This is a genomic window from Haliscomenobacter sp. (assembly GCF_040403615.1).
Lineage (GTDB): Bacteria > Bacteroidota > Bacteroidia > Chitinophagales > Saprospiraceae > Haliscomenobacter.
Genome location: NZ_JBBAKG010000004.1, coordinates 31638 through 51558, shown reverse-complemented (window position 1 = coordinate 51558; position 19921 = coordinate 31638). Strand labels below are relative to the sequence as shown.

Genomic DNA, 19921 nt, shown 5'->3' with positions numbered 1-19921 from the left:
ATCACTTCGTTGAACAATTGCGCGTCCAAGAGGGCTTTCTCCCAATGGTAATGGGCCAAAAATTCTGGCCGCCAAATTAGGCGAAAAGCTTGATTTTCTGCTAAAAAGCAGATTTCAAATTTTCGCTGTGGTGCGGCGGCTTCATTTAAAGGCTCGATCAAAAAGTAGACAGATAGCTTTTTCAAAAGTACTTCAAGCGGCCAGTCTACCCCATCCAATAAGCGGTGAAAAGCCTGAATGCTCAATTGATTGGACGGAAAAAAAGCAACCAAAAAATTGGGATCAATGCGCTGCTCTGGCAGCGCTTGCTCGAACAATACTGCCGCCGAAGAGGTGCGGTGGTGCCCATCGGCAATGTAGGCCCGTGGTACAAAAGCTGCAAATAATTCCTGAACGTACTGTATTTCTTTTGGATCGTTGACTTCCCAAATTTGATAAGTCTGGTTTTCTTCTGAAAACACAATGTTTAAAAAAGGCGACTCGTCTTCGCTTATCCGTTTTGCCCAGGCATCGATTGCTGGAACCAAAGGATAAGTCAGCAAAACTGGCTTTAACATAGCTCGCTGTTCTTTCCACAAACGAATTTGGATTGCCTCTTTGGCGGGTATGGTATTTTCGTGGCGTACAATGACCCCATTCAAGTAATCATGCACCGAAGCGCAGGCAACAATGCCCAAAGCAAGGTGAGTAGAAGTGTGAATGGCGCAAACATAAAGGGCTGAAGCAGCTCTTGATTCAAACAAACCCTCTTGAACAAATTGAGGGAAATCTTCTTTTACTGCGGCAAAAAAAGCATCCGTTGCTCCAATTTTTTCTAAAGTCGGCAAAAGTGCCTGGAAAGGGTTGATTCGCATAAATTGTATACTTGCAGGCAAGGTAACAAAAAAGCGAAAAAATAAAAAAGGTTCAGAACAAGGGCAACCCCCGAAGGGAGGGGGCTGCCATATAATTGGTTTATCTAGAATCGCAACATCTCTTAGTCTTCAACAGGTGCAAAGACAAGATCAAAAAAACAATAAATGTGTAGGCTAGATAGTGTAGAAGGCTGAAAATAATACTGGAAAGTAAACCAAGAGCCGTGCTCAAACTAGAAACCAAAAATATAAGGTACAAATATACAACGAATCAATTATGTTGATGTATCACAATTGTAAAAATCTGGTTTTATTTCAAACGGGTTTTCTTCATTTAGGAACCATTTAAACGCTTTCAGCGTTTGACAAAAGCTTATATTCGCGCCAAATTCTTTTTTGAAAACTTTCAGCCCCTATCAATTGCTGTACCATGTCTAAAAAATACCTGATCACTTCTGCGCTGCCCTATGCCAACGGCGCCTTGCATTTAGGCCATTTGGCCGGAGCTTACCTGCCTGCCGATATTTATGTGCGTTACCTGCGAATGTCAGGCAAAGATGTGGTTTGGGTTTGTGGTTCGGACGAACACGGTGCAGCCATTACCATTCGCGCTAAAAAAGATGGCATCACGCCTCAGGAAATCATCGACAAGTACCATACTCTTAACAAGTCCACGTTTGAGCAGTTGGGCATTTCTTTCGACATTTACCACCGCACCAGTGCTGCCATCCACCATAAAACCTCTCAGGATTTTTTCTTGAACCTTTACGAAAAAGGAGGGGAGTTTGAAGAAAATTTCATAGAGCAATATTATGACGAAGATTACAATCAATTTTTAGCGGATCGCTACATCATTGGAACTTGCCCAAAATGCGGCAACCCAGAAGCGTACGGAGATCAGTGTGAAAACTGCGGCTCAGACCTCTCTCCACTCGAATTGATCAATCCGCGTTCGACCTTGAGTGGCAAAGCTCCCATTCTGAAAAAAACCAAACACTGGTACTTCAAACTGGACAAACATACCGAATGGCTCAAGAACTGGGTTGAAACCGGTGTGCTAGATGGAAAACAGCACCACGATCCCAAAACCTGGAAAAACCACGTCTTGGGTCAGTGCTTGTCTTGGTTGGAAGGCGGTTTGCACCCCCGATCCATCACGCGTGACCTCGATTGGGGCATCCCCGTTCCGCTTCCTGAAGGCAAGGGCAAGGTCTTGTACGTCTGGTTCGACGCGCCAATTGGCTACATTTCTGCCACCAAGCAATGGGCACTGGATCATGGCAAAAACTGGGAAGACTATTGGAAAGGCGACGATGTAGAGCTGGTTCATTTCATTGGCAAAGACAACATCGTTTTTCACTGCATCATTTTTCCGGCCATGCTCAAGGCGCATGGCGAATTTGCTCTGCCCAAAAATGTACCTGCCAACCAATTCCTGAATTTTGAAGGCCAAAAGTTTTCAAAATCGCGTGGTTGGGGCATCGAGCAGCACAGTTACCTTGAAGAATTTGCCGATTTCCCGAATAAAGAAGACGCTCTCCGCTACGCGTTGCTGCGCAATTTGCCCGAAAACCGGGATGCCGATTTCAAGTGGGACGATTTTATCGATTACCACGATAAAGAACTGGCAGACAACCTTGGCAATTTTATCAACCGGGTCATTTCGTTAAGTCAAAAGTACTTCAATGGAAATGTTCCCCAAGTTGACTTTGATCTTGCTGAAAAACTGGCCGATGTCACTGCGCTGACCCAGCGCTTTTGTGAAGAAATGGACAGCTATAGCTTTAAAGCGGCGAGCCAAACTTTCATGGAAATATCTTCCTATGGCAACACCTATTTGCAGGATGTTTCTCCCTGGAACATCTACAAGGAAAACCCGGATAGCCCGGTTATTCGGGAGTGCATGTACATTTGCCTGCAAATTGTAGCTTTGTTGAGCCTGATGGCACATCCGTTTATCCCCTTTATTTCGCCTCGTTTGCGCAAACTGATCGGATTGCCTCCGGTGCAAAACGGTGATTGGACGGAGCTGCTGCAAAAACTCGAAAATGGCGAAGCTTTGTTGCCCAGTGGCCACCCCATTGGTGAACCCGAAGTGCTGTTCCCAAAAATCAACGATCGCCGTGATCCCAGCAGACTGGACATCGTCAATCGGCAAAAAGAAAAATTGGCCGCTATTTTGGCCATCGAGGCAGAGAAACTTAAACATGCTCCTGAAATGACCGCGTCAACACCTACTTTAACCAGCAATGAAATTCCTGCGGTGAAGGAAGAAATACAATACGAAGATTTTGCCAAAATCGACCTGCGGGTCGGCACCATTTTGTCGGCAGATCGCGTACCCAAAGCAGATAAATTGCTCAAATTGCAAATCGACCTCGGCTTTGAAGAACGCACCATCGTATCTGGTATCGCCGAGCATTTCAGTCCCGAAGAACTTCCTGGCAAACAGGTCGTCGTAGTGGCCAACCTGGCTCCGCGCAAACTGCGCGGCATTGAATCCAACGGCATGATTCTGAGTGCGGAAGACCTGGATGGGAAATTGCGTTTGGTGAGTCCAAATCCAGGAGTGAGCAATGGAAGTGTGGTGAAATAAGCTGGCTGATTTTAAGATTGCAGGACGGTTAGAACGGCGAATAAAGATTAAAGCGCATCAAACCACTTTTAATTCGAAAGGATTTGAAATGGTAAATCGCCCGAAGCGGATGAGCAACTGTGCTTCATTGTGCTCATCAATGTGTTCTTTTTCAAGAATTTCTTTTACTTTAGGTTGCCCTAAACCAGGAATACGTTGTACAAAAAAAGGATAGAGTTCTTCAGACGTGTAGACTTTATCCAATTTGGGGAAATCGGGAAGTGGTTTGATTTCCTCTTGTGCTTTGAAAGAATCAGAATATACAAATGTCCATTTCCCGTTACTTAAACGTAACGTACCTATCTCAAGCGAACGAAAGCTTAGAGTGAAATTAAACTCTATGTCTATGGGGACAACAATTTCCTGTTGGTCTTCGGTCTTCCAGAGCCATTTTTTTACAACACCAATTATTGTCTCACTCATCTCATGCATTACAAACCGCATTTAATTGCTCATACCTCAACGTCAAACACTGTTCAATTATTTGACGTCTTTCAATGCTCATCAAAGTTGAAAATTCCTTATTGAGCAGATCAATAACAGCATTCAGTTTTTCAAAGTTCAGTAATTCAGAACAAACGTCACAATATCTCCGATCCTTTTTGAAAAGCAATTCAATTAAGTCGAAGTGGTTAATGTTTTTTGCCTCCTCCCACCCAGTCTTTGGTAAGGATCTGTTTAAATATTTCTTTAAAAAATCATTCATTTCTTTTGGTTTTTTGAGGCGTTCATTGATCTGATGTTCAGCAACATTCCAAAAAAGGCCTCTTGCAGTATCATAGATTGGGGAGAACCGAGGGGGAATTTTACCAGTAATGTCTGTAATTATTCCCCAATTGTAAAAATGTCGATCATTGTTGCCGATGATTGCATCAAAAACCAAAAGTTTGACAAAACTATTAAGTAACGATGATGCATATTCAGGAAATTGATGTCTAAATGATGCTTCAACAAACTGAAAAGTAAACAAATCTCTTGACATTTGCTCGCGCTCAATCTGTTCTACCATTTCTTCATCTTCCAAGTAACCAGAGAAAACCTGAGCACCATGTACCAGCTGTTCATGCTCAGTCAAAAAATAACGACTAAGAAAACGGATTTGTTCCCCCGCAACCATCAGACGGGAAAAGGCCATTTCTAGCCCCAGTACTTCTCCGATGCGATTCAACAAGTATTCGGTGATACTTTCCATCGGATACCATTTATGGCCAACTTTAGCAATGTAAGCAGGCCAGGTGTTTGGGCGGCTCCTTAGACCGGAGCCATACTCATACACTTTAATAAAGTCCTTTGGTGCATCACCACCCACTGATTTATCCTCAATGATAATGTAATTGTTTTTACGCAATGGAGGTAGCTTACCATGCCAGTTGAAATAGTATCCGCTATAATTTTCAATTTTAGCTGGCCTTAAATTCATATAGGGTAGCTTTTATTAGAGAAAAATAACGATTTTATTGATTGGATTCTACTCAAAGCAAAAATGGCTTCTCCAAAATCCTGACCCCCTCAATCTCCTCGTCCATAAAAATCAAATTCATCTCCCCGTCGTATGCCGCATTGAAAGCGAAGGGCTTTTCCTGCATCAAATATTGGTAAACTGTGAAATCCGTGGGTGGAGTAGGTACATTGGGCACATCTGCAAATGCAATCCACTCCAGATCACCTTCCGGGCAGGGTGGGGGAGTGATGAAATCAATATCCGCAATGTAGATGTTGCATTGCCAGTTGTAGTCAATCGGCGAACTTTCCATCAAGGTGCCTCCAAACTTCAGGGCCGTGATGTCCAAACCCGTTTCTTCCTTCGTCTCCCGGATCGCGGCAGTACGCGGATCTTCGAAAGGCTCAAGTTTGCCTCCTACTGGCAAATAACTGCCTACATAAGGAGGCTTGATGCGCTTCAGCAACAGAAAATGCTGCTGGTGGCGCAAAATGACCATAGAACAAGAACGCTTAAGACCAAGTGGAAAAGACATAGACATTTTATTTTTAGATTCTGCTAAAGATACGCAAGAAATAACTTCTAGAAAAAATCCAGTTTTTTTTGCACAACACCTTTGATTTATTGCACAAAGCATTTTATCTTTGTACCCTGAATTTACAAAAAGAAAAAAGAATTTGCCATGAAGAAAGAAATCCATCCGAAAACTTACCGCACAGTGGTATTCAAGGACTTCTCTTGCGACGAAGCTTGGATGGGGCGTTCTTGTGCCCCTAGCCGCGATAGCATCGTTTGGGAAGATGGCAATGAATATCCGTTGATCAAACTGGAAATTTCCAGCGCATCTCATCCTTTCTTTACTGGAAGAATGAAGTTTGTGGATACAGCGGGCCGTATTGACAAGTTCAATAAGAAATTTGCCAAATTCGCTCAGAAGTCGTAAATCACGCTGCAAAGTGATTACGGTAAAAAAAGTCCCAATCAGGTTTGGTTGGGACTTTTTTTTTAATTTTCGGGCAAACTTCTATACGTCCTATGTGGCACGTGATTTTATTTGACAGCGAAGTTCGCGAGCAACTGCTTCCTCTTACTTTTACCCGACCAGTAGGTGACCTACGAGTAGGTGCACTCACTATTCGGGAAAAATGGGAAAAGTGGCTTAACGCGAAAGTCTCTTTCATTACCCAAGACTACCTCGCAAGCAAGTTCCCGATTGAATACGGCGATGAAAACATCGTTATCAATGGCTCGGTAATGCCCTCCGACCGCTTGATCAGACTGATTCGACAAATGGAATTCAATGAAGCTTACCTGAAAGGAGAAGAGCTCATTGTGGCCAAACTGGATCGGGAGCAGTTGGAAAACCTCATCCACGACGAAGACATCGAGCAACTCCATGTTTACGATATCGAAGACACCCCTTTTTTGAAGATTGACAATCCCTGGGATATTTTTATGCTCAACGCTCCTGCTTTGGAAGAAGATTTTCAATTGCTGACCCAAGGCCGCGAATCTCAGCCTCTGTCAGACAGTAACCGGGTCATTGGGGATTCCGGACGTATTTTTTTGGAGGAAGGGGCCAAAGTAGAAGGCGCCAGCCTGAATGTAGTGGACGGCCCCATCTACGTTGGAAAAAATGCCGAAATCATGGAAGGCAGCCTAATCCGGGGTGGATTGGCGCTTGGTGAATCGGCTCAGGTAAAAATGGGCGCCCGACTCTATGGCAGCAATTCTTTTGGCCCGTGGTGCCGCATCGGTGGCGAGGTGAGCAATGCCGTAATGCAAGGTTATTCCAATAAAGCCCACGAGGGCTTTTTGGGAAATTCCGTGATTGGTGAATGGTGCAACATCGGAGCGGATACCAATACCTCCAACCTAAAAAATACTTACGAACAAGTAAAAATATGGAATTACCCGGCAGGGCAGTTTTTGCCATCGGGAGTTCAATTTTGTGGCGTCATCATGGGTGATCACGTCAAGGTTGGCATCAATACCATGCTCAACACTGGAACGGTAATTGGGGTGGGCGCCAACGTTTTTGGTGCTGGATTTCCCAGGGCTTTCATCCCATCTTTTGCATGGGGTGGTGCTGCCGGATTCACTACCTTCCAGTTGGATAAAGCCTTTGAAACCGCCGAAGCGATGATGGGGCGCCGGGGTAAAGCTTTTGATATTTCTGAGCGTTTGATTTTGTTGCGGGCTTTTGAAGACACTTCCAGGTACCGAAACTGGGAAAAGTAAATAAGCAGTATGCACATTCCTGCCTGGAAACGTTTCCTGAGTTACCTAGTTGAAATCCACCTCGAAAGTGCATCGAGTGAGTACAATCCACATCTTTACGTAAGCATGCGCATGGGGCGTTTCCAATTGAGTACCGCTCATGCGGTCTATTCTTTTGAGGATTATTACATCAATTTTGCCCGTGCCTTCGAGCAATGTAAGCTTTCCGAATTGCCCAACAATGAAGCATTGGTGCTCGGGTTGGGTTTGGGCAGCATTCCCTTTTTATTGGAAAAAAAAATGAAACTCAATTTTCACATCACCGCAGTGGAAATTGATGAAGTGATCATTGATTTAGCCTACCGCTATACCTTGGCAGACCTAAAATCCCCCATCGACCTGATTTGCACCGATGCCGAGATCTTTGTGGCCAGTACTTACCAGCATTTTGACCTGATTTGTATGGATGTTTTTCTGGATGATCAAATCCCCGGGCCCTTCCAACAAATCGAATTTTTGGAACAATTGCAGGATCGTCTGGAGCTCGGAGGATTGTTGTTGTACAATGTACTCTCGCTACGCAGTGCGGATCGACGCAAAGCGGATCAATTTTATTCACAAGTATTCAGAAAGGTATTTCCCAATGCCACCTACATCGAAGTGGAATCCAATTGGGTTTTGGTCAACGATAAGTCAAAGTTGAATTAAGGACGCTTCAAGGGCTTTTTCAACGATTCAAAAAACTCATCCAGGTAATTAAGTGCATCTATCCGTCCGGCAGAACTGAGGTGCTTAAACCCTTTGACAAGGGCGGTCATTTCCTTGCGTTTGGATTCAAAAAGGGCTTTGGTGCGGGCTATTTCGTCGTCACTTTGAGTCATACTCAGAAAAACCCTTTCGCGCAAGCTTTTCAATTTATAGTCTTGATTTGCCAATGCATAGCTCGCATTTACGAGGCCAGAAAAATCGAAATCGTAAGGAACGATTGCCGCTTTGCGGCCATCTTTGAACTTGATCATTTTTACGTTGCGCACCATAGGGATCGACCAGTCGGTATTCCCGATCATGTACTCAAACAAGCAGGAGGCATTGACCTGCTCCATATCCAGGCTGTCTTTGGGCGTAGAATAGCAATCATCACAAAGTTTGCCTCCGTGCCGCTTGGCCATACTGCCTTCATCTTCCATTAAAATACCCCAGCCGCTGGATTTAGCCTTGGTTTGGGTATCGCGGTATTTGACTTCTACCAGGTGTACTTTCAGCGCATATGGGCTGATCAACTGGTACAGTTTGTAAGCAAGGTACTCTTTCAAGAGAAACTCTTTGCCATCAAACCCCTCGATGCAATGGGTAACTAGCTTTAATTCGTCATCTTTGGCCAGACCTGCTTTTTGGAGATCGCCTTTGTTGAAATTTAACTTGAGTGGTGGAAGTACACAAATCCGTCGGCGAAATTTACCCCTGGAGCGCAGTTTGATTTCCCATTTTTGAATTGCTCCACCTGCATCAGCAAAGGAAATGGTAGCAGGCTGGTACTCATTGGTTTTTTTTTGATCTTTTAGCAAGCTAAGATCAGTACTGAGTTCCATTTCGAGTACATCGCCAAAAGCCATGAATTCAAAAATGGTTTTGGCGGTGTCACTTTTTTGGCTGTGCAAGGTGTTGCCCCAAACCAATACAAAAATGGAAAAAAACAGGGATAAGGATTTGATAGACATGGGTGGTATGTTTCTAAGGCAAAGATGCAAAAAAAATAAAAAAAGACCGGACAAATTTGCCCGGTCATGCTTCCTTTTATCGGCCCAAATGAGTGTCATCGGTTATTACGATGAAGAAGGCCGCCTGGACGCTGTATTTTTTAAGATCAGCGCCGAAGAAGCGGTGTTGGTGTAAAGGGTAAATTTGCTCCATGATTATGAGGGTTTTCATGGTGGCGTTTCTAAACCCGATCATCCTAATGCAATACCCTGTACAGACGTAATGATGCAAAAATAAGCACCAGCGCAGGATGAAGTACTACCAGATTTTGACTACAGTTACCCACCTAGATTTTGGCATTGTCAAGAGTTTATTGTTTTAAAAATTTGATAGACAGGTTTTTAACACATAAGTTGTGTTGGGCTTAGCCCTCTTGATTGAAGGAACTGAATAGATAAATAACAAGTACCTTTTTGAAGTATGGTGGGTACTGGCTACCTTTGGGTTTAAAATAACAGCAAACATGTTTACAATCAATATTCATTTGCGTTTTGCGTTGATGGGGATTCTGACTTTGGGGGGCATTGCACTTTCTGCGGCTTTTGGATTTTGGTACGGTTTTCCCTTCATCCTGTTTGGAGTAGCACTCACTGTAGGGTATGTTTTATTGGGTACCGTACAGTCCGCTGCGGAGATCATGCAGACTGGAGATATGGCGGCGGCAACCAAACGCCTCAACCTGACCCTGAAACCTGAATGGCTTTACGTGACCAACCGGGCATATTACTTTATGTTGAAGGGTACAATGGCAATGTCTGATAAAAGAACGGATGAAGGAGAAATTTACCTCAACAAAGCCCAAGCTTTGAAGCTGCCAACCGACAACGAAAAGGCCATGATAGAACTACAATTGGCCAGCATCAAAGCGAATAAAGGCAAAATCAAAGAGGCCGAAGCACACCTGCGCAACCTGAAGCAACTGAAAGTGACCGAAAGCATGATCAAAAACCAAATCGAGGAATTTGACAAAGCCCTGAAACAAAATAAAGGCCAACTCAATGCGGCCAATCGCATGGGAGCCATGCGTGGGCAAATGATGTCTCGAGGCGGTGCTGGCGGCAAGCGCAAGCGTCCACCAATGCGGTAGGAACAGAAAACGAAATAAAGTTACATTAGCAGTGGGGCAAAAATAAGTGTTCATTTTCACTGAACCAGAGGATTAGATAGGGCGTTTAAAATGAATCGTTTATCTATGTGGTTCTGTGACAAAATGAACACTTATTTTTTTGTCGCCCATTGGAGCAAATGCACAATCAGAAAATCATCCTGCATGTATGATGCACTCAAACAGACCTTCAACCGGATTGCTCCACTCAGTGATGCCGATTGGGCATTTGGTCTGCCTTTGTTCAAATACGTAGAATACAAAAAAGGAGAACTCATCTTGCGGGAAGGTGAAGTACACCACCATAGTATTTTTGTAATCGCAGGTGCACTCCGCATCTACAACTTCAATGGCAACAAAGAATCCATCCGCAATATTTTCCTGGAAAACAGCATGTTTAACGAAAGTGGCAGTTATTATTTAAAAAAACCTTCCCTCTTCAACATCGATGCCATCGAAGCGACCAAAGCATTCATCATGCATCGCAACGATGCCGAAGTTTTGTTTTCCCGTTCTGTCCAGCTGGCTACACTTGGTCGCCGATTTGCAGAATACGCTTTGGCCACTGTGGTAGAACGCAACAACGAATTGACCAGCATGGATGGCAAAGCCCGGTACCTTAAATTGTTAAAAGAAAAGCCTCACGTTTTTCAAAGGGTACCACAGTACATGATTGCTTCCTATCTGGGCATCACGCCTGAAGCACTCAGTAGAATCCGCAAAGAAATTGCCGGATAAATTCTGTCATTAAAGTCTATTGATCTACATCAATGACTTAATTTACTTTCTAAACACAGATCAATGACTTAAAGGGGGCTCCACCTGCATCTTTGTTTCATCATTCAACACCACAATTTGATCAAGATGAAACAAAGAAAAAATGCGGGGCTTTTGGCCCTACTTACGCTGCTGTTGGGGTTCAACACGCTCTTCGCTCAGGGCTTGCTCGACTTGTCAGTCGGCACTTCGATTCAGGACCAGGTGTTTACCAACCTGGCCTACCGCTTACAAATGAATCCTCGGCTTCGTATAGGTGCAGAGCTACAACTGGCGGCCCCGCAGTATCGCTTTATCGACGCCAAACCCATCCGCGAAGGTTATGCCAGCACTTTCAGCCTACCCATTACCTGGCAACTTCACCAAAATGAAAAGATTGACTTGCATTTCTTTTTTCGCCCCGGAGTGCGCTTTCAGGGTATCATCGATCCCGACAACAACGATGTGCGCGATGAAATCCTCAGCAGTACCGCAATCATGCTGGATCCAGGTCTAATTGTCAATGTAAAAGCAAGTGAGCGGCTACATTTCCAAAGTGGAGTTAGTTTTCCCACGTTTTTTCAGGTGCGCCCATCCGCCATTTTTGAAAACAACAGCACCACGATTCACGCCAACCTAGCCTACGAGGTATCGAAACGATCGGTACTATTTGCCAAAACACTGATCGGTCCAGCAGTAGGTGCCAGTGGCGACTCACAAAAGTTTGTCTGGTCGGCCCAGATGGGTCTGCGGCTTAAGTTTGGCAGCTCCAGCAAGGGCAACCCGCTGTTGATGGAACCTTCTTATTAATCTACCCAATTACTCAACCTTTAAATTCAATGACCATGAAAAATATTTTGCTGATCACGCTGTTGATCTTAACCCAATTTTTAGCCAAAGCCCAAGACAATCCCCAACCCAAAATTGGTTGGTTCATTACCCCCGAAGTAGGTGCCATGTTTCTGGACGGGCATGTAGGCAAAACGGTTGGTGCTTCTTTTGGCGTCCAACTGTTTAAAAATCACCTCAAAGTAGGTATCCTGAGTTATGGCCGCAGTGGCCCGATCAATGGGGCAACTTTTACCACTCCTGCTTTCAACGATATGGTTTACAAGGGAAAAAACCAACTCACGCTGCGTGCTGATCATGGTGCTTTTGGCTTACTATTGGCACCTTCCTTCAACATCAAAAATGTCAGCTTTGACATTCCCATTATGTTTGGTACCGTTGGCGGTGGGTTTTACCTCTTTGGTGAAGACCGCGAAACCCCGGACGGGCGGCGAGTAAGCGAATGGGAAAACGAATTGATGGACGGCCGCGATGCTGGTTTTGGCAGCACCCTTGAATTTGGATTGCGTGGCTTTTTCCCCACCAAAATTGCCGGAATGCGTTGGGGAATGGGCTTACATTATACCACGACCCAAGGCTGGGAGACCTTTTACGATCCTAGAGGTGAGTTTTACAACAACAAATTAAGAGCGAGTGTTTTTGTTCATTTTGGGTCAAATTGATTGGTTTAGGCGATTGAGTTCTGCTCAGTCGCTTAGACCTTTTTCCGCATCAACCAATCCGTTTGCGGGTCCTCCCCCATCCAAAAAATATGTTCACCAAAAGCCTCAAAACCCTGAGATTGGTACCAGGCGATTGCCTTGGGGTTGTCTTTCCATACCCCCAACCAAATCCAGGAGTAGCCTTTCTTATGGGCAATTTCAATCGCTTTTTCGAGCATGCGCTTGCCCAGACCCAGTTTTTGGTGGGCATCCAGCACGTAGATTCTTTTTATTTCCAGCAACTGTGTGCCTGCTTCTTCCAAGCCTTCGACTGCGGCTTCGATGCTGAGTTTGCAATAACCCGCATGTAAGCCGTCCACCATTGCCCAATAGAACAAGTTTTGCGGATCTGCCCATTCAGCTTGAAACTGTGGCAGTTCAAATGACCGGTCGAGGTATTGTTGAAAGTAAACGGGATCATTGAGGTGCGCGTAATTGTGGATAAAAGTATCGCGCGCCATTTGGATCAAAATAGGCAGTTCGTTGGATTGAACTGCTTTGATTTCAATATTGTTCTCCATGTCGTTAGGTGGTATTGTGTCTTCGGTTGAAAAACGGACTGCACAAATCTATCAAATCCTCAAATTATTCCCTACAAATCGGTTCAAAACCTGTATTTTGTGCCTTTGTTTTGAATCCTGTTATCTGAAGTGATGATTTCCAGACAGTTATACCATTTTGGCCGCTATCTTATGATGATGGGTACGGCGCTGGCTCGTCCCGAGCGGACTTACATGTACTACCGAGAGACCACTCGCCAGATGAACGACATCGGCGTTGGATCTCTGGTCATTGTAATCCTGATTGCACTGTTTATTGGTGCGGTTACCGCTGTTCAATTTTCTTATCAGTTGGATGGCACCCTGGTTCCGCTGTATTACATTGGTTACATTGTGCGCGACAGTACGATTATTGAGTTGGCACCCACCATTACCTGCCTGGTTTTAGCGGGCAAGGTTGGTTCCAATATGTCATCTGAAATTGGTGGCATGCGCCAAAAAGAGCACATTGATGCCATGGAAATCATGGGAGTCAATACGGCTGGTTATTTGGTGTTGCCCAAAATCATTGCTGCGTTGGTGGTGATTCCGATGTTGGTGGCCATTGCAGCCTTTGTCAGCGTGGTTGGAGGCTACATGGCGATGGTGTTCACTGGCAGTATGTCCAACAACGATTACATCATGGGGGTGCGCTCCTTCTTCAAAGATGGCAACGTTACCATGATGTTTGTCAAAGCCATCGTTTTTGCTTTTATCCTGACTTCTGTTTCCTGTTACCAAGGGTATTATGTCAAGGGTGGCAGCATCGAGCTGGGTAAAGCAAGTACCAATGCGGTGGTTTTCAGTGACATCCTGATTCTTTTGTCCGACTACTTGATTGCATCTATTTTAACCTAATCCTGTATGATTCGCATCATCGATATCCATAAATCCTTCAACGATCAAGAGGTTCTCAAGGGAATCACAACCGAGTTTTTTCCCGGAAAAACCAACTTAATCATTGGTCGAAGTGGTGCTGGCAAAACGGTTTTACTTAAAATCCTGGTAGGCCTGGTTGCGCCCACCAGCGGCGATATCTTTTACGGAGACGTGAATTTTAGCCAGTTGAACAAAAAGGAGATGCGCGCCATTCGCATGAAAGTGGGCATGCTTTTCCAGGGGTCGGCGCTTTTTGATTCCATGACGGTGGAGGAAAACATTCGCTTTCCTTTGGACATGTTTACCAGCATGACCTGGAAAGAAAAAGCCCTGCAAGTTGACAGTTGCCTGGAGCGCGTGAACCTTGGTAAAGTACACAAAAAATACCCTTCAGAAATAAGTGGAGGGATGCAAAAGCGGGTGGGTATTGCCCGGGCCATCGTGCTCGATCCAGAATACCTCTTCTGTGATGAACCCAACTCTGGGCTTGACCCCAAAACATCAATAGTAATCGATGAACTGATCCGCAGCATCACCATCGACAAAAACATCACCACCGTGATCAATACCCATGATATGAACTCGGTGATGGAAATTGGCGACAACATTGTCCTGATCCACGATGGCCTATTGGCATGGCGCGGCGACAACAGCGAGGTACTGGAAAGTACCAATCAGACCTTACAGCAATTCATTTTTGCCTCTCCGTTTTTACAACGCTTGCGTTCAACGGCGCTGGAACGCTCGCAAGAAGGGTAAATTGTTTCAAAAAATTAACAAGGGCTCTTGCATATGTTCCAGAAGGACTATAGTTTTGCAGCTCTTTATTCAAAATAGTTGACCAAAGTGGTCATTTATACCTTGCCCAGATGGTGAAATTGGTAGACACGCTACTTTGAGGTGGTAGTTCCGCAAGGTGTGCAGGTTCGAGTCCTGTTCTGGGCACCGCTTTATTAGGCAAAAACTACAGAAGCCCTGTTGCTTTCTGTAGTTTTTTTGTTTTAGGGCCTTTCCTACTTTTTTCCTTCCAAATCGTACTTCCATAAAACTTAATGGCCGATTCAAACGTATATCCTGAATATTCCTTATCATTACAGTTAAAGAAAAGTTCACCAAGGGCCGATTGACCCCTAAAGCGCAAATCCTTTATGGAAACACAAAGTGGTATCTTGTACAACAAAGATGGTTCCAACGCAGAAAACAAGGAAGCGGAAAAACTGGAACGCATTGCAGCAATCCTCAAAACGGTTGCCCACCCGATGCGCTTGGGCATCATTCACTTGCTGGAACAACACCCCAAACTCTCGGTAACCGAAATTTGCGACATGTTGGGCAGCGAGCAATCCCTAACTTCTCACCACCTACAAAACATGCGCCTCCGTGGACTGATCTCGGTAAAACGTGAAGGCAGAAGCATGCTGTATTCCCTCAAAGAACGAGATGTCTCTTTGATTTTGGAATGCCTCGACAATTGCCAGTGCAACATCTGATCCACATACATCTAGTGTCTAAAGTTTTATGAGTACGGCTAACAACAGCTCACGATTGAGCAAAATTCTGGGGATGAAGTGTCCCAATTGCGGAGAAGGGGATATGTTTTACACCCCCACTTTTTCCTTCAAAAGGCCATTGGAAATGCCGGAACATTGCCCCATCTGCGGACAATCGTTTTTCCCTGAACCGGGTTTCTATTATGGTGCTATGTTCATTTCCTACATCGTTTCAGGGTTTTTCTCGATTGGATTTATCATGCTTTTGCATTGGGTTTTCAAACTGAGCATCAATTTTTCATTTCTGATCCTGATTCTCATTTCTGCCTTGTTCTATGTTTATCTTTTCCGCATTTCTCGCTCAGTTTGGCTGGGATTGATGGTCAAAAAAAGAAGTTCCTAAACAGGGATAAGATTGATTTAAACTTTGATGTAAATGCGGTTGCGGTACAAAATCCAGCAAGCACCCCAAATAAAGACCACCATACAAATGGCCCAGGCCAATGACGCATTGATGGGAGAGAGGATGCCCACAAAACTGTGCTGATACATCCACGATCCAATTCCAATTGGCTCACCATCTGCCCCGGCTACCTTGATGACCCCCAGCAAGCGGCCAACAATTCCAGAGAGCAAAAAGGCAAACAGGGCGTTGACGCCATATACCTGAAAGGGTTTGATCCAGCCTTTCCAGCCTTTAATGTCTACCAACCAATAGATGGTACCCAAAAACAGCAGGGAGATTCCGGCCATGTACACGACATATGAACTGGTCCAGATTTTTTTGTTGAGCGGGAAAACTTCATTCCAAATCAACCCCAACGCAAACAACAGCGCCCCAACCGCCAATATTCCGCTTACTTTTTCATAATCGGTTCTGTTGCTGCGCAGCCATTCTCCAGTAAGCATGCCCGCAATGCCTGTTGCAATGGCCGGGAGCGTACTCAACAAGCCTTCAGGATCCCAGGTTTTGGCGGCAGCCCAAAGATGATTGGTGGTCAAAATAGTGCGATCAAACCAGGCCGCAAGGTTGGTTTCCATGTCCAGGTTGGGTGCATATCCATCGGGTACGGGCACCAAAGTCATCAACGCCCAGTACAACAACAGCAGCCCTATGCCCGTAATCAACTGCACCTTTGGCGTGGTTTTGAGAAACAAGAAACCACAGGCCAAATACACCAGGCCAATGCGCTGCAATACGCCAGGGAAACGCATGTGGCTGAAATCGTAGTAGAAAAAGCCTAGTACCACCATCCCTGCAATCATCGCCCAGGCCAGATAAGACACCCATTTGCGCCGCTGCTGCCAAACTACAGTCTGGAATTGACTTTGATTCAACACTTCGCGGGTGAATATCGCCAGCATAGCGATGGACATTATGACCAAATGCACCAGAAACCAGGGACTGGTTTTATCCCTGAAATAAAACATCGGATGTGCCGCAAGAAACAAACCCAAGCCAATGATGATCAATGACCTGCTCACTATTTTGCGCGAAATCTGCCCTTGATCATCGCCTCGTTCTTTGCGTTTGCCCAATGCCAATGGAATGGCCACCCCAACCATAAACAGGAAAAAAGGAAACACCCAGTCGGTAGGCGTACAGCCATGCCACTCGGCGTGTTCGAGTGGGGCGTAAAGGTTGCCCCAATCTCCGGGGTTGTTGACCAAAATCATGCCAGCAATGGTAAGTCCACGCATGACATCGAGGGACAATAGGCGGTTTGCAGTTTGCATCTGAACAAGGTTTGTAGGCGGGAAAATACAAAATAATTGAGAATCCCGATGAATAGCATTGGCCTGGTCAATAACCCAAAATCGGGAAGTTGATTTTTCTGCGTTACTAAACCCCAGTCAATTGATTCAACTGATCCGACTCCAAGCTTTTCTGGCCTTTCCTTCCTTGGCCAATTGCAAAGCCAAGACCTCATGTTCGGGGCGCTTGAGGTAAGGATCATCGTCCAGAATCCGGGCGGCTACCTCGCGAGCGGCCTGCAATATTTTGCCATCCTTGGACAAATCAGCCAGGCGGAGGTTTACAATGCCACTTTGTTGGGTGCCCTCTATATCTCCAGGGCCGCGCAATTTTAAGTCTGCTTCGGCAATTTCAAAACCGTTGTTGGTGCGCACCATGGTTTGGATGCGTTCTTTGCTGTCTTTGCTCAATTTGAAGCTCGACATCAGCAAGCAATAAGACTGTTCAGCCCCTCGGCCCACCCGGCCCCGCAATTGGTGCAATTGGGAAAGGCCAAAACGTTCGGTATTTTCAATCAACATTACACTCGAATTGGGGACATTGACACCCACTTCAATTACGGTAGTTGCCACCATGATTTGGGTTTCGCCCTTTACGAACCGCTGCATTTCAAAATCCTTTTCAGCCGCTTTCATTTTGCCGTGCAGGATACTGATTTGAAATTCTGGTGGAGGAAATTCTCTTGAAATGGCTTCGTAACCCGCCATCAGGTTTTGCAAATCCAGTTTTTCCGATTCTTCGATCATCGGGTATACGATGTACACTTGTCGGCCCAGTTCGATTTGTTCCCGGATGAATCCGAATACCCGCAAGCGGTGGTTTTCGGTGCGGTGTAAGGTCACGATGTCTTTGCGGCCAGGCGGCAATTCATCGATTACAGAAATGTCCAGATCCCCGTAAAGGGTCATGGCCAGGGTGCGGGGGATCGGCGTGGCCGTCATCACCAGCACGTGGGGCGGTAGAGGTTTGTTCTTTTTCCACAATGCGGCGCGCTGGGCAACCCCAAAGCGGTGCTGCTCATCGGTAATGGCCAGTCCCAGGTTTTTGAATACTACCCAATCTTCGATCAGGGCGTGGGTACCAATCAGGATGTGGATTTCTCCAGCCGCCAGGCGCTCCAGGATTTTGTTGCGGGCCTTGCCTTTGATGCTGCCCGACAAAAAAGCGACCTCTACTGGCGAATCCTGCAAATAATTGCTGATGGAGATAAAATGCTGCTGTGCCAAGATCTCCGTAGGCGCCATCATACAGGTTTGAAAACCATTGTCGAGAGCCATCAGCATAGACAACAGGGCTACCATCGTTTTGCCACTGCCCACATCACCCTGTACCAGCCGGTTCATTTGTACGCCTTCGGCCAAATCGCGGCGAATTTCTTTGAGTACCCGCTTTTGAGCATTGGTAAGCTCAAATGGCAACTTGTTTTGGTAAAAATTGTTAAAAAACTCCCCGATTTTTTCAAAAACATAGCCTTTGATTTCGTCTTTACGGCGGCGTTTGATTTGCAGCAAGCGCAATTGCATGTAAAAAAGCTCTTCAAACTTCAGTCGATTGGTGGTGGCTTTGAGTTCTTCTTCGCTGCGTGGAAAATGAATCAATAGAATGGATTCATATTTACTGGGGAAATGGAACTTTTGGACAACATATGAAGGTAATGTCTCTGGCAAATGTGCGGGTTCAATCTTTTCCAATAAAATTTTGACCAAACGGCGGCGACTTTTGGCGTCCAGCCCTTGTACATTCAGTTTTTCGGTGCTGGGATATACAGGCGCAAAAGAACTGGCTGTTTGGGTGTTTTCGGCAGAAACCACCTCCATTTCGGGGTGGGCAATCGAAAACCCGTCTTTAAATGCATTGACTCTGCCATAAATGACGTATTCTTGACCGATGACCAATTGTTTTTGCAACCAGGATACACCTGTAAACCACACCAGGGAGATGGCTCCACTTTCATCGCGAAATTGACCACTTAAACGGGTCTTGCGCCCTTCCCCTTCTGTACTAAAGCGACGCAGGATGCCTTTGAGCTGAACGGCGCCACTTTCTTCGGTAAGGTCTGCAATGCGGTGAAATTGGGTTTTGTCGATGTAGCGGCTCGGGTACGCAAATAGCAAATCTGCGAAAGTAGCAATACCCAGCTCTTTGCGCAATAATTCACCTTTTTTGGGGCCAACGCCCTTGAGGTATTCGATTGGACTATCAAGAATATCCAGCATATGTGTTGCTGATTATAAAAGTAATTTGCAAATTAAACACGAATTGCGAAATTTGCATTCTTTTTTGTTGATTTTTGTGCTAAATTTTGTTTTGTTTCTTGAAATAAAACATAAACTCCTAAAAAAAGTACAGCGAAATGGATACCATAAAGCAAAAACAGATATCAGAATTGGTGAAGCGGAATTTTAGTGTAGTGCTACAAGACGAAGGAACCAATATCTACGGGGCAAAACCCTTGGTGACAGTGACCAATGTAAAAGTTACGCCCGATCTCGGGCAGGCCAAAATTTACCTCAGCGTATACAATACCGAAAACAAGCAAGAGGTATTGTTGGAAATGGAAGAAGAAAAAAATCGCCTCAAACAGGCCTTGGGATACCGCTTGCGCAAATTGGTGCGCCGCATACCCGACATCGATTTCTATCTGGACGATACCCTGGACGAAATGTTCCGCATCGATCAACTGTTTGGCCGCCTGCGCGCCGAAAATCAAATGGGCAGCGAAGAAGAATAACGGTACTTTTCACGACGAAAATCGCATCCCATCATGCTACAATTCGGGTAAGCATGTATTTTTACGCTAAATCGTGAAATACGTCTTAGTTTGACGTAAAAAATTACTTCCCGATTTTTTGAGAGTCTTTTGAATAGGAAGCTCACTTAAAATGAACCGTTCGACTTCCTATTCAAAACCCAAAATCGGGAAGTTAATTTTTCTGCG

22 protein-coding genes and 1 tRNA gene are annotated in these 19921 nt (G+C 45.2%); 15 read left to right on the top strand and 8 right to left on the bottom strand.

What is annotated here, in order from left to right; translation table 11 throughout:
• Window positions 1-854: DUF1015 family protein (locus ABW391_RS02495; RefSeq protein ID WP_353480239.1), on the bottom strand; the 854-nt coding region annotated here is incomplete at its 3' end.
• A 430-nt stretch (window positions 855-1284) separates the two neighbouring features.
• On the opposite strand from ABW391_RS02495, the gene metG reads away from it, so the two are divergent.
• Window positions 1285-3450 (top strand): methionine--tRNA ligase, encoded by a 2166-nt coding sequence (metG, locus tag ABW391_RS02490; protein ID WP_353480238.1) that lies wholly within the window; start codon window positions 1285-1287, stop codon window positions 3448-3450.
• A gap of 57 nt (window positions 3451-3507) precedes the next feature.
• Here metG and ABW391_RS02485 read toward each other — a convergent pair whose 3' ends face one another.
• The 3 genes from ABW391_RS02485 to ABW391_RS02475 are packed head-to-tail and all read right to left on the bottom strand — an operon-like array spanning window position 3508 to window position 5465.
• Window positions 3508-3921 (bottom strand): HipA N-terminal domain-containing protein, encoded by a 414-nt coding sequence (locus ABW391_RS02485; RefSeq protein WP_353480237.1) that lies wholly within the window; start codon window positions 3919-3921, stop codon window positions 3508-3510.
• A complete protein-coding gene (locus ABW391_RS02480; protein ID WP_353480236.1) occupies window positions 3914-4909 on the bottom strand; it encodes a HipA domain-containing protein in 996 nt (331 codons plus the stop codon). The genes ABW391_RS02485 and ABW391_RS02480 overlap by 8 nt, the downstream gene beginning before the upstream one ends.
• Window positions 4910-4961: 52 nt before the next feature.
• A complete protein-coding gene (locus tag ABW391_RS02475; protein ID WP_353480235.1) occupies window positions 4962-5465 on the bottom strand; it encodes an NUDIX hydrolase in 504 nt (167 codons plus the stop codon).
• 147 nt (window positions 5466-5612) lie between these two features.
• Here ABW391_RS02475 and ABW391_RS02470 point away from each other — a divergent pair, with 147 nt between their 5' ends.
• The 3 genes from ABW391_RS02470 (at window position 5613) to ABW391_RS02460 (ending at window position 7858) form a co-directional block, all read left to right on the top strand.
• On the top strand, window positions 5613-5873 hold the full coding sequence (locus ABW391_RS02470; protein ID WP_353480234.1) for a type B 50S ribosomal protein L31: 261 nt from the start codon (window positions 5613-5615) through the stop codon (window positions 5871-5873).
• Between the two features lie 92 nt (window positions 5874-5965).
• Window positions 5966-7171, top strand: coding sequence for a GlmU family protein (locus ABW391_RS02465; RefSeq protein ID WP_353480233.1), 1206 nt, complete (start codon window positions 5966-5968; stop codon window positions 7169-7171).
• A gap of 9 nt (window positions 7172-7180) precedes the next feature.
• Window positions 7181-7858 carry a spermidine synthase gene (locus tag ABW391_RS02460; RefSeq protein ID WP_353480232.1) on the top strand — a complete coding sequence of 226 codons (678 nt, stop codon included), beginning with the start codon at window positions 7181-7183 and terminating at the stop codon, window positions 7856-7858.
• Here ABW391_RS02460 and ABW391_RS02455 read toward each other — a convergent pair.
• Window positions 7855-8868, bottom strand: coding sequence for a hypothetical protein (locus ABW391_RS02455; RefSeq protein WP_353480231.1), 1014 nt, complete (start codon window positions 8866-8868; stop codon window positions 7855-7857). The genes ABW391_RS02460 and ABW391_RS02455 overlap by 4 nt on opposite strands.
• On the opposite strand from ABW391_RS02455, the gene ABW391_RS02450 reads away from it, so the two are divergent.
• From ABW391_RS02450 to ABW391_RS02430, 5 genes are all read left to right on the top strand, one after another.
• The gene (locus tag ABW391_RS02450) at window positions 8834-9043 is read left to right on the top strand and encodes a hypothetical protein (RefSeq protein ID WP_353480230.1); all 210 of its coding nucleotides are present in this window, start codon (window positions 8834-8836) and stop codon (window positions 9041-9043) included. The two genes, ABW391_RS02455 and ABW391_RS02450, sit on opposite strands and share 35 nt — an antisense overlap.
• A 328-nt stretch (window positions 9044-9371) precedes the next feature.
• Window positions 9372-9995 (top strand): hypothetical protein, encoded by a 624-nt coding sequence (locus tag ABW391_RS02445; RefSeq protein ID WP_353480229.1) that lies wholly within the window; start codon window positions 9372-9374, stop codon window positions 9993-9995.
• 183 nt (window positions 9996-10178) lie between these two features.
• A complete protein-coding gene (locus tag ABW391_RS02440) occupies window positions 10179-10751 on the top strand; it encodes a Crp/Fnr family transcriptional regulator (protein WP_353480228.1) in 573 nt (190 codons plus the stop codon).
• Window positions 10752-10877: 126 nt separating this feature from the next.
• On the top strand, window positions 10878-11579 hold the full coding sequence (locus tag ABW391_RS02435; RefSeq protein ID WP_353480227.1) for a hypothetical protein: 702 nt from the start codon (window positions 10878-10880) through the stop codon (window positions 11577-11579).
• A gap of 35 nt (window positions 11580-11614) precedes the next feature.
• Window positions 11615-12280: a hypothetical protein gene (locus tag ABW391_RS02430; RefSeq protein WP_353480226.1), complete on the top strand. Its 666-nt coding sequence runs from the start codon at window positions 11615-11617 to the stop codon at window positions 12278-12280.
• Between the two features lie 32 nt (window positions 12281-12312).
• Here ABW391_RS02430 and ABW391_RS02425 read toward each other — a convergent pair whose 3' ends face one another.
• Window positions 12313-12840 (bottom strand): GNAT family N-acetyltransferase, encoded by a 528-nt coding sequence (locus tag ABW391_RS02425; RefSeq protein WP_353480225.1) that lies wholly within the window; start codon window positions 12838-12840, stop codon window positions 12313-12315.
• A gap of 132 nt (window positions 12841-12972) precedes the next feature.
• On the opposite strand from ABW391_RS02425, the gene ABW391_RS02420 reads away from it, so the two are divergent.
• From ABW391_RS02420 to ABW391_RS02400, 5 genes are all read left to right on the top strand, one after another.
• Window positions 12973-13716 carry an MlaE family ABC transporter permease gene (locus ABW391_RS02420; protein WP_353480224.1) on the top strand — a complete coding sequence of 248 codons (744 nt, stop codon included), beginning with the start codon at window positions 12973-12975 and terminating at the stop codon, window positions 13714-13716.
• 6 nt (window positions 13717-13722) lie between these two features.
• Window positions 13723-14496, top strand: coding sequence for an ABC transporter ATP-binding protein (locus ABW391_RS02415; RefSeq protein WP_353480223.1), 774 nt, complete (start codon window positions 13723-13725; stop codon window positions 14494-14496).
• Window positions 14497-14600: 104 nt separating this feature from the next.
• Window positions 14601-14682: transfer RNA gene (locus ABW391_RS02410), tRNA-Leu, on the top strand.
• Window positions 14683-14885: 203 nt separating this feature from the next.
• The gene (locus ABW391_RS02405) at window positions 14886-15227 is read left to right on the top strand and encodes an ArsR/SmtB family transcription factor (RefSeq protein WP_353480222.1); all 342 of its coding nucleotides are present in this window, start codon (window positions 14886-14888) and stop codon (window positions 15225-15227) included.
• A gap of 73 nt (window positions 15228-15300) precedes the next feature.
• Window positions 15301-15630 carry a DUF983 domain-containing protein gene (locus tag ABW391_RS02400; protein WP_353480221.1) on the top strand — a complete coding sequence of 110 codons (330 nt, stop codon included), beginning with the start codon at window positions 15301-15303 and terminating at the stop codon, window positions 15628-15630.
• Between the two features lie 17 nt (window positions 15631-15647).
• On the opposite strand, the gene ABW391_RS02395 is transcribed toward ABW391_RS02400, so the two are convergent.
• Window positions 15648-16964 carry an acyltransferase family protein gene (locus ABW391_RS02395; RefSeq protein ID WP_353480220.1) on the bottom strand — a complete coding sequence of 439 codons (1317 nt, stop codon included), beginning with the start codon at window positions 16962-16964 and terminating at the stop codon, window positions 15648-15650.
• A gap of 126 nt (window positions 16965-17090) precedes the next feature.
• Window positions 17091-19199, bottom strand: coding sequence for an ATP-dependent DNA helicase RecG (gene recG / locus ABW391_RS02390; protein ID WP_353480219.1), 2109 nt, complete (start codon window positions 19197-19199; stop codon window positions 17091-17093).
• 137 nt (window positions 19200-19336) lie between these two features.
• On the opposite strand from recG, the gene rbfA reads away from it, so the two are divergent.
• Window positions 19337-19714, top strand: coding sequence for a 30S ribosome-binding factor RbfA (gene rbfA, locus ABW391_RS02385; protein WP_353480218.1), 378 nt, complete (start codon window positions 19337-19339; stop codon window positions 19712-19714).
• Window positions 19715-19921: the final 207 nt, after the last annotated feature.